Below are 10,239 nucleotides of genomic sequence, written 5' to 3'. Positions count from 1 at the left end.
TTACAATTGTAACTTGTTTGGAATTTGAAAATAAAATGTATTGCTGGAATTAAAAAAATATATGCTTATTTTTGTCAAATGAAATTAATAAATACAGCCATTTTAGAAAATTGGTATGGCGCTAATTTTGAATCCAAATTAATAGGAAGAAGAATTTTATTTGATGATGTTGAACCTTTAATTAAAAAATTATCATCAAAATTTAATAAAGAAATTATTGGTTATTCTGAAAATAATATACCTATTTATAAACTTTCTATTGGAATAGGTCCTATTAAAATACTATTATGGTCACAAATGCACGGTAATGAATCTACCGGAACAAAAGCGTTATTTGACTTATTCAACTTTTTTGAAGCAAGTGATAACGGATTAAAAAGTATTTCAGACACTATTTTAGATAATTGCACACTTCAATTTATTGTTTTATTAAATCCTGATGGAGCGATTAAATTTACACGAGAAAATATTAATAATATCGATTTAAATAGAGATGCCGTGGATATAAAAGCAGTAGAAAGTAAATTATTACGTGCTGTTTTAGATGAATTTAGCCCTAAGTTCTGCTTTAATCTGCACGATCAACGGTCTATCTTTAATGTAGAAGGTACTAAAAACCCCGCTACAATATCTTTTTTAGCCCCGTCAGAAAACATAGAACGGACTTTAACAAAAGGTCGCAAAGAAACAATGAGTGTAATTGTAGCAATGAATACATTACTTCAAAAGCTTATTCCTAATCATATTGGTAGGTATACAGATGAGTTTTATCCAACGGCAACTGGAGATAATTTTCAAAAAATGGGGCATAATACTATTTTAGTTGAAGCTGGTCACTTTAAAAATGATTATGACAGAGAAATTACAAGAAAGTATAATTTTTATGCCATTTTACAAGGGTTATATTATATTTCGTTGGCAGATGACTTTTTAAATTACACAGCGTATTTTAATATTCCGAATAACGATACCTTATTTTTAGACATTATTTATACAAATTTAAAAATTAAAAATAATGATGTAGAAACTGTCGAAGATGTAGGTATACAATATAAATTTAAAGTAGAAGACGATAAATTAGTAATGTATAAATCGATTGAAAAACTAGGAGATCTATCCAAATATTTTAGCTACAACAAAATAAATGCAAAAAACATGAACTTTGAGGAATTAAAATTATCAAATTCGTAAATATTTTAGTTAAATATCAGTTTTTTTTAATAAATTTGTCATATATTTCTATATTATTATTAAAAAACAAGTCATGAAAAAATTTATTTTAGACGAAATAGATCATCAAATATTAGATATTCTTATCGAAAATGCGAGAACTCCATTTACTGATATTGCAAAAAAATTAGTTGTTTCGGCAGGTACAATACATGTGAGAGTTAAAAAAATGGAAGATGAAGGAATTATTAAGGGTTCTACATTAACTTTAGATTACGAAAAAATGGGTTATTCATTTATTTCGCACGTGGGTATCTATTTAGCAAAAACTTCTAAAACTAAGCAAGTTATAAACGATTTAAAGAAAATTCCTAACATTACAATTGCCTATATAACTGCAGGGAAATACAATGTTTTCTGTAAAATTAGAGCTAAAGACACAACACACGCAAAAGAAATTATTTTTGAAATTGATGATATAGATGGTGTTTCAAGAACGGAAACAATGATTTCTTTAGAAGAAAGCATCAATGATAAAACTAGATTAATGCATTCTATTTTTAGAGAAATTTAAAAGAAATTACCTCTTTAAACATAAAGCCTGCCTAAATGTTAGACCAACTTTCGTTATAGAAAAGGGATTTAATTTTTAGGCAGCCTTTCTTTTTGCTTAATTCGGACATAGTTTTAGAATATATGGGTAGAATAATGGAAATTTAAAATTAGTTTAGCATTTAGCGATCTCTTTTCCCACAATTACAATTGCACCCAGATACGGAATTTGAAATTGGCGACATGGCCTCCAAAGTTCCATTAATTAATTTGTTAATAGCTAGATCTGGATCAGACTCCTCAATTTTATAACAAGCGACTCCATATTTGGCTAATTTTTCAATGGCACCATGGCCAATACCTTTGGTTAATAAGATATCAGATTCAAATAAAATATGCTTTTTTATCTCTTTTTCACTATGAAAAAAAGAATGCAACGTTTCATTTATAGATAGTTCTAATAATCTCCTACTTTCTATAATTGAATCTTTTATAGTATAAATTAAATAGTTTCTGCATTTTCCAGTATGATTAAATATGGTTTTTTTATTTTGAAACGTGACAGCGACTATAGTTTTCATAATTCTTTTTATTAATTATTCATTCAAATTTAAAACTAAATAGAGTAGAGGATTGCAACTTAGGTTACTATAATTAACCCTCGTTTAAAATTATATGCCATATTATTTGAAATGGCTATTTGTATAATTCGTGGTTAAAATGGATAGGATTTATTCCAATAAACTCCGAATTATACCGTATAATTAAAGCACTTTAAAATAAATTTAATCAAGAAATTCAGGTAGTTATTAACAATATTTTAATTGATTTAAAAATAATTACTAAATTTTTATATGTTTTTTTTCATATTCCAGATTTACCCCAATTGTTTAAACCAATTAAATAAATAATAGTAGTAAAAGACTGGTTAACAGAGTGATATATGTGAATTTGATAGACTTAATTATTTAACATTATCTAAGTAATTCAGTTTTAAAAGCTATAAAAATTTAAATTTTAGAACAAAAATAATAAGTTTTTAACAATTTTATTTGGTTTATATAACATTTGTATATACATTTGTTGTCTATACAAATAAGGTGTAGAAAATAGTTGTCCCCCCGAAGTTGAATAAAAATGATAAAAAGGAAGAATTAAATTTACCTGATTTAACAATTGCAAATATACTGCAAACAGGTAACTGGATGAATGAAACATTTTCAGACCATTTAAAACAATTTGCCTTATCTATTCAACAATTTCAAGTATTACGTTCTTTAAAAAAATTAAATGGTCAACCAGCCGATTTACAATCTTTACAATCTGAAATGGTAAGTAAAAATAGTAATACAACTAGATTAGTTGAAAAATTACGATTAAAAGGATTAATTACCAGATTTCAAAATGAAGAGAATAGGAGGAAGGTAGAAATTAGAATTACCGATCAAGGTTTAGAATTGTTAGAAGAAATTGAAAAAATACAACATCAATTTGAAACCAGGGTTGTAGGTAATTTAACAGAAAAGGAAATTTTAAATTTAAATAAATTATTAATAAAAATTAGGAATAATAATTGACCCCAAACCCAAAATTATTGCTAAAAAAGCAATTAGCACCCCAAATTGCTTTTTTAGAAATAATTTTAAAAATTGATTTTATGATAAACTAAAATAGAGGTAGTCTCACTGTAGTCACATACTTTAAGAAGCAATCCGAAAAGCTTTTAGCAAGTTAGATGGTTAGTAAGAACTTTGTTTCTACCTCTTATTTTTAAAAAAACATTTAAGTACAGATACATAAATTAACCCCAAACCCCAACTAGTCAAAACCCCAATAATTATGAGTACCCCATTTTTAACATCTTTTATAGTTAGTATTTCTACAAAACTCTTAAGTAGAATTTTTAGAGGAAGTATTCTAATTTATTTCCAATCTAAAACGCTTGATACTATTTTTAATAAAACATTGTTTCATCCCAAATCAAACAATTATTTAAAACACATGTATCTATTTAAAAGCAGCCGCAATCAATTTGTCACCTAATCAATGTTCCCACAACGGTAGTTGGTAATATTATTTTGCGGCTGTCTTTAAAATATAAAATTAACCCTATAAAAACCCCTCTTTTATGAAATCTACAATAATCAAACTAGCATTCGTAATTCTTATATTTACAATATTCACTTCTTGTACACCTGAAGACGATGGTATCTTTTTTAATGAAATTACCGAAACTAAAATAACATATTCTCCTATTGAAAATGAGATTTTAAATCTTGTAAATGAATATAGAAAAGAACAAGGGTTAACGACCTTAAGAAAGTTAAATTTAATTTCATCAGTTGCAAAAACACATACTAGTTATATGGTTGAAGTAGGGAAAGTTAATCATGATAATTTTCCTGAAAGACACGAATTATTGGTGCATAATGCTCAAGCTACTGCAGTTGGAGAGAATGTTGCATATGGTTATAATTCAAGTGAAAGTGTTGTTAAAGCTTGGTTAAATAGCCCTGGACATAAGAAAGTAATTGAAGATGAAACTTTTACTCATTTTGGAATTTCAACAGAGAAAGATTCCAATGGGAGAAACTATTTCACACATATTTTTATTAATAAATAAATTTATAATTATGTTAGTTTTAGAAAAAAGAAAGGTTAAAGTACACAATACAACAAATAGAATTTATATAAATACGCTAATTCCTAACTTCAATATTAAAAATAAATATGGAAAAGTAGTGAGTTTAATGAATTGTTGTGTAAAATTATAGATTGTGGATTTGTCGTCCCAAAAAAAACAGTTGTAGTATCTTTAATTGTCGTCCCCACAACGGTAGTATAGTAAGATATAAAAAATTACAACTGTTTTTATAATTATAAACTAAATAAAAAAAACAGCCGCGAAATCTTGAAAAACTGTCGTCCCCACGATAATTTTATTTGCACAAGTATCACGACTGTAAATTTTTAACACTATTAAAAATAAAGTTAAAAATTTTAATGTTCTTGAACTTTAGGTGTTGTAAATTTATCATTTAACATTAATAATTCCAATATTTTTTTCTTTTATTTCTTTCCTTTTATTTTTAACTTAAATGAATAGTATATTTGTTTAACAATTTTGACCAAATATCCGTGAAAAAACATTTTTCTTATTCTTTCAAAGTAGATCAAAACTCTATAGATGATTTAAATCATGTAAATAATGTAATTTATTTGGATTGGGCTCAAAAGATTGCTGAAATGCATTGGTCACATATAAGTGAAGAGCTTGCAAATAATAATTATGTTTGGGTTGTGAAGAGACACGAAATAGATTATTTCTTACCAGTTTTTTTTAATGACGAAATAACTTTAAATACCTATATAGGAAGTTCTTATGGTGTTAAATCTGAAAGATTTGTAACTATTATTAAAGAAGGGAAGACTGTATGTTCAGTAAAAACAATTTGGTGTTTATTAGATAAATTTTCAATGAAACTTACTCGTATTCCATCAGAAATATTATTGCTTCTGGATTCCAACAAAATTTAGTAATAATTATATTTATAACAAATTTTTAAAAGAAAATAGAAACTTTGGGGTGGAGCAAAAACCTAATTAAACCTTTAATAAACTTCAAGTTTATGTTTATTTAGAGATTACTAAATATTAAAATTTATAGGTTAAAACAGCTAAAAACCTAATGGTACGCGCTTTTTCTATCATCAGAAAATATTAACTCAGCTACAATTAGCCTTCTTTTTTATTCTTTTCTTCAATCCATTTAGACATATATTTTGTACTTTTTAACATATGTTGTTGCAGCATAGCACCAATAAAATTTTTATTTCTATGATAATCCAAAACATTTAAGAGTGATTCAATTTTTGACATTAATTCAGTGCCAAATTTCTTTTTCGAAAAATTAGAATTAATAATTTCAAAGCCGTTTTGCTGCTTTTGTAACCAAATTTCTTCATTTTGATATAATTCAACTGCTTTTTTAACAAAACTATTAAAATCGTTTTCAATAAAGCCAGCCCAATGTAAATTGGAATTTATACCTTCAGCACCAATTGAAGTTGTTACAGAAGGCGTTCCAAAAAGCATTGCATCTATAAGTTTTCCTTTTAATCCAGCTCCAAATTGAAGCGGAGCTAAACATATTCTGGCATTTGCAAAGGCTAGTTCTTTATTCTCAACCCATCCTTCAATTAAAAAACCTTCTTTTTTATTATGCAATTGTGTGATACTTTCATTATTTCCATAAGCACCATAAATATGGATATTGGCTGTTGGTATTTTCGATTTTATTTTTGGCCAGATGTCTTTTTTTAGTGTTTTAACAGCTTCTAAATTGGGTTTGTGTTTAAAATTACCAATTGTCATAAAATCAATTCGCTCATTAAATGATGGGTATTTACTAAAATTATCTGTAGCTAATTCATCTAATAAAAATGGCGTATAACACAATAAATTTGAATCGATTTTAAACTCAGTCTTCAATAATTCTAATTCATATTTAGAAATAATTAAGGTTAAATCACAACGGTATATACTTGCGATTTCACGTTTTGCAATATCGTTTTTTAAAAGAGCATCAGTAATTTCTATATTTTTTTTAAAGCTTTGTTCTCTGGCAAATCTTAAAAAATGTAAATCTTCGGTATCGAGAATTTTTAACGCATTTGGGCAATTTTCAGAAACGCGCCAACCAAATTGCTCTTCGGTTAAATACCTGTCGAACAACACAATATCTGGATTATAATCTATAATAAAATCATTAAAACTTGTATTATTTAATTCAATAGTTGAAGTTAGAATTCCTTCTTTTTCAAAATTATAAGATTGTGTTGTTTTTGCAGCAGTACTAACAAAATGAATTTCTAACCCAAACTCTTCAAAAATTGCTATAAGTTGTAGCATTCTAGTTCCAGCAGCAGTAGTGGTGGGTTCTGGCCAAACAAATCCGATAATTAATACTTTTTTCATTACACCAAATGTATTAATAAGAATTAAAATGAAAATTGATTTCATAAAAAAAGGTTGTTTTTAATAAAATTTAAACCTTTACGGGTTTCATTTATTTAAAAAGAGGTTGAAAATAACGTTTAAAATACTTTTAAAAAGTCTTTTTATAATTAGTAACATTATTGTTACATTTGGACATACGATACTAACTAAATGAGATCAATAGATAACTCAATAAAGAAAATAGTTTACGACAGAAAAAACTATTCAAATAAACAATTAATTGAATTGTATAAATCAATATTAAAACCTCGATTAATAGAGGAAAAAATGTTGATTTTATTACGTCAAGGTAAAATATCTAAATGGTTTTCTGGCATTGGCCAAGAAGCAATCTCAGTAGGTGTTGCAAGTGCCTTAACTTCAGATGAGTATATATTACCTATGCACCGAAATTTAGGTATATTTACATCTCGAAAAATTCCATTACACAGACTTTTCTCGCAATGGCAAGGTAAAAAAAGTGGATTTACAAAGGGTAGAGATCGTTCGTTTCATTTTGGTACCCAAGAGTTTAAAATTGTTGGGATGATTTCTCATCTTGGCCCGCAATTAGGTGTTGCAAATGGTATTGCTTTAGCAAGTTTACTAAAAAAGGAAGCAAAAGTGACCGCTGTTTTTTGTGGTGAAGGAGGCACAAGTGAAGGTGATTTTCACGAAGCCTTAAATGTTGCTGCCGTTTGGAATTTACCGGTATTGTTTTGTATTGAAAATAATGGCTATGGTTTATCAACGCCATCTAGTCAGCAATTTAAATGTAAAAATATAGCAGATAAAGGCATTGGTTATGGTATGGAAAGCCATATTATAGATGGAAATAATATATTAGAAGTATATACTACTTTAACTAAATTGGCTAAAAGTGTTAGAAAAAAACCGCGTCCTATTTTATTAGAATTTAAAACTTTTAGAATGCGAGGTCACGAAGAGGCGAGCGGAACAAAATATGTACCTCAGGATTTAATGGATAAATGGGCAAGAAAAGATCCAATCGAAAATTTTCACGAATTTTTAAAAAAAGAAAATATTCTTTCAGAAGAATTAGATGTTTTAATTAAAGAAAATATAGTACTTGAAATTAATGAGCATTTAAAAATTGCTTTTAATGAAGAAAAAATCACGTCTTCCATAGAAAATGAATTATCTGATGTTTACAAACATGTAAACTATATAGAAACAAAACCTTCAACAGAAATTGAAAATATTCGCTTAATAGATGCTATTTCTTTAAGTTTAAAACAATGTATGCGCAAACATAGTAATCTTGTAATAATGGGACAAGATATTGCAGAATATGGAGGTGTTTTTAAAATAACAGATGGTTTTTTAGAAGAATTTGGGGCAGAAAGAGTTAGAAATACACCAATTTGCGAATCTACTATTATTGAAGCTGCTTATGGCCTCTCTATTAATGGTAATATAAAAGCTGTTGTTGAATTGCAATTTTCAGATTTTATTACTTCAGGATTTAATCCAGTAATTAATTTATTGGCAAAATCATTTTATAGATGGGGACAAGGAGCTTCAGTTGTACTACGAATGCCTTGTGGAGCTGGTGTTAATGCTGGACCTTTTCATAGTCAAACAAACGAAGCCTGGTTTACTAAAACACCAGGATTAAAAGTTGTATATCCAGCTTTTCCTTATGATGCAAAAGGATTGCTTGCAACCGCCATAGAAGACGAAAACCCAATCCTGTTTTTTGAACATAAGTTGTTGTATAGAACGGTTTATCAGGATGTTCCAACAGCTTATTATACAATTCCTTTTGGAAAGGCAGCACTTTTAAATAAAGGGATTAGCGTTAGCATTATTTCTTATGGATTGGGTGTTCATTGGGCTTTGGAAGTGGTAAAAACGCATAATATTTCTGCTGATATACTAGATTTAAGAACATTACAACCTTTAGATATTGAAGCTATTTATGCTTCCGTAAAAAAAACTGGAAAAGTGCTAATCTTACAGGAAGACACGTTATTTGGAGGTGTTGCATCAGATATTTCAGCATTAATTGCTGAACACTGTTTTAAGTATTTAGATGCTCCAATTAAAAGAGTAGGAAGTTTAGAAACGCCTATTCCATTCGCCAATTCGCTAGAAAACAATTATTTACCAAAAGACAGGCTTTTTAACGAAATAATGGAGCTCTTAAATTATTAAGTGACAAAAATCATACAAATAACATAATGTAAGTTTTAACTTTAACATAAAATGTTATTATTATGCTGTTAAAGGAAAATAAGGCATTCTTTAAAGTTTGCTTTGACTCGATGCAAGTTGGAATTATTGCGTTCAATTTAAAAAAAGAAATTGTGCTGGCAAACACTCCAATAATGGAGATTTTTAATTATACTTCTGAAGAAATATACAATAATAACATCAACGTACTTTTAAAATCCAATGGTTTAATAAATGAATTTATTAAAGGTAAAAATACCGAAAAATTTAAATCATTATTAGAAACTTATGGTGTAAAAAAAGGAGGTTTTGAAATTCCAATCGAAGTGAGTTTTGGTAAAATGGAGTTTGAGGGCCAATTCTATTATAAGGCATTAATTTCCGATATAACCGTTAGAAAAGAAAAAGAATTAAAAAAGGACATTTTAAATTATCAATTAGAAGAAGAAGTAAAACTTAGAACTATTGAACTAGAAAAAGTAATTAAAAAATTAAAAGAGTCTTTAAATAAGGAGAAAGACTTAAATAATCTTAAAACTCAATTTATTACATTAGCTTCTCATGAGTTTAAAACTCCTTTAAGTGCAATTATTACTTCTGCTGAACTTATAATAAAATATGCCGACTTAAACAGAATTGATAAAAGAGATGAACATTTTTTAAAAGTTAAATCAAAAATTATTTTTTTAAATAATATGATAGACAACTTGTTAACCCTTGAAAATATCGAATCGGGAAACATTACTCCATCATATACAAGTTTTAAATTCAGTGATTTAGTTAAGGATATTATAAACAATACATCCCCATTTTTAAAAAAGAAACAACAAATTATATTTTCTAATAATATAGGTGATTATATTCATCAAGATTCTAAAATTATAAAAATAATTTTAAAAAACTTGCTCTTCAACGCTATAAAATATTCAAACAAAGACATACTAATTAAACTAAGTGCAGATGCCGAAAATATTTATTTTACTATAGAAGATAAAGGTATTGGAATTCCTAAAACTGCACAAAAGTTTATTTTTCAACGTTTTTTTAGAGCAAAAAATGCTGTTTATTACCCTGGAACTGGAATAGGGTTAAATATTGCTAAAGGATATTTAGAAAAATTAAATGGTAGTATTTCTTTTGAAAGTACTGAAAATAAAGGCACAATTTTTTATTTAACACTTCCAAAATTAACCGTTGAAAAACAGTAAATATGATAACAATCATTATTCTAACTGATAAAAATTAGTGTTCAAATATGATAACAATCATTAATAAAATTGATACAAATCAGCGTTCAAATTTATTTAGGGCTTTAATTTAGCA

The 10,239-nt window shown here is 27.2% G+C and carries 9 protein-coding genes; 7 read left to right on the top strand and 2 right to left on the bottom strand.

Annotation, left to right across the window (positions count from 1 at the left end):
* Positions 1-78 precede the first annotated feature (78 nt).
* A complete protein-coding gene (locus tag AB1Z17_RS03905; protein WP_368050488.1) occupies positions 79-1,191 on the top strand; it encodes a M14 family zinc carboxypeptidase in 1,113 nt (370 codons plus the stop codon).
* 73 nt (positions 1,192-1,264) lie between these two features.
* Positions 1,265-1,744: an Lrp/AsnC family transcriptional regulator gene (locus AB1Z17_RS03900; RefSeq protein ID WP_134246724.1), complete on the top strand. Its 480-nt coding sequence runs from the start codon at positions 1,265-1,267 to the stop codon at positions 1,742-1,744.
* Positions 1,745-1,904: 160 nt separating this feature from the next.
* On the opposite strand, the gene AB1Z17_RS03895 is transcribed toward AB1Z17_RS03900, so the two are convergent.
* Positions 1,905-2,303, bottom strand: coding sequence for a NifB/NifX family molybdenum-iron cluster-binding protein (locus AB1Z17_RS03895; RefSeq protein ID WP_368050487.1), 399 nt, complete (start codon positions 2,301-2,303; stop codon positions 1,905-1,907).
* Between the two features lie 546 nt (positions 2,304-2,849).
* Between AB1Z17_RS03895 and AB1Z17_RS03890 the strand changes: the two genes are divergently transcribed.
* The 3 genes from AB1Z17_RS03890 (at position 2,850) to AB1Z17_RS03880 (ending at position 5,259) form a co-directional block, all read left to right on the top strand.
* Positions 2,850-3,299 (top strand): MarR family winged helix-turn-helix transcriptional regulator, encoded by a 450-nt coding sequence (locus AB1Z17_RS03890; RefSeq protein WP_368050486.1) that lies wholly within the window; start codon positions 2,850-2,852, stop codon positions 3,297-3,299.
* A 551-nt stretch (positions 3,300-3,850) separates the two neighbouring features.
* Positions 3,851-4,345 (top strand): CAP domain-containing protein, encoded by a 495-nt coding sequence (locus AB1Z17_RS03885; RefSeq protein ID WP_368050485.1) that lies wholly within the window; start codon positions 3,851-3,853, stop codon positions 4,343-4,345.
* A gap of 515 nt (positions 4,346-4,860) precedes the next feature.
* Positions 4,861-5,259, top strand: a complete 399-nt coding sequence (locus tag AB1Z17_RS03880; protein ID WP_368050484.1) for an acyl-CoA thioesterase — start codon at positions 4,861-4,863, stop codon at positions 5,257-5,259.
* Positions 5,260-5,457: 198 nt separating this feature from the next.
* Here AB1Z17_RS03880 and AB1Z17_RS03875 read toward each other — a convergent pair whose 3' ends face one another.
* Positions 5,458-6,744, bottom strand: coding sequence for a glycosyltransferase (locus AB1Z17_RS03875; protein ID WP_368050483.1), 1,287 nt, complete (start codon positions 6,742-6,744; stop codon positions 5,458-5,460).
* Positions 6,745-6,891: 147 nt separating this feature from the next.
* Here AB1Z17_RS03875 and AB1Z17_RS03870 point away from each other — a divergent pair, with 147 nt between their 5' ends.
* Positions 6,892-8,898 carry a thiamine pyrophosphate-dependent enzyme gene (locus tag AB1Z17_RS03870; protein ID WP_368050482.1) on the top strand — a complete coding sequence of 669 codons (2,007 nt, stop codon included), beginning with the start codon at positions 6,892-6,894 and terminating at the stop codon, positions 8,896-8,898.
* A 62-nt stretch (positions 8,899-8,960) separates the two neighbouring features.
* Positions 8,961-10,124: an ATP-binding protein gene (locus tag AB1Z17_RS03865; RefSeq protein WP_368050481.1), complete on the top strand. Its 1,164-nt coding sequence runs from the start codon at positions 8,961-8,963 to the stop codon at positions 10,122-10,124.
* The last annotated feature ends 115 nt before the right edge of the window (positions 10,125-10,239 follow it).

The sequence above is a fragment of the Lutibacter sp. genome, assembly GCF_040883305.1.
Lineage (GTDB): Bacteria > Bacteroidota > Bacteroidia > Flavobacteriales > Flavobacteriaceae > Lutibacter.
Note: the sequence above shows the minus strand (reverse complement) of the source record. Positions and strands in the feature narration are given on the sequence as shown.

Bases quoted from the DNA above. Each gene is read 5' to 3' on its own strand.
- AB1Z17_RS03900 (WP_134246724.1), top strand. From the start codon at position 1,265: ATGAAAAAATTTATTTTAGACGAAATAGATCATCAAATATTAGATATT.
- AB1Z17_RS03865 (WP_368050481.1), top strand. From the start codon at position 8,961: ATGCTGTTAAAGGAAAATAAGGCATTCTTTAAAGTTTGCTTTGACTCG.
- AB1Z17_RS03885 (WP_368050485.1), top strand. From the start codon at position 3,851: ATGAAATCTACAATAATCAAACTAGCATTCGTAATTCTTATATTTACA.
- AB1Z17_RS03870 (WP_368050482.1), top strand. From the start codon at position 6,892: ATGAGATCAATAGATAACTCAATAAAGAAAATAGTTTACGACAGAAAA.
- AB1Z17_RS03895 (WP_368050487.1), bottom strand. From the start codon at position 2,303: ATGAAAACTATAGTCGCTGTCACGTTTCAAAATAAAAAAACCATATTT.
- AB1Z17_RS03875 (WP_368050483.1), bottom strand. From the start codon at position 6,744: ATGAAATCAATTTTCATTTTAATTCTTATTAATACATTTGGTGTAATG.
- AB1Z17_RS03905 (WP_368050488.1), top strand. From the start codon at position 79: ATGAAATTAATAAATACAGCCATTTTAGAAAATTGGTATGGCGCTAAT.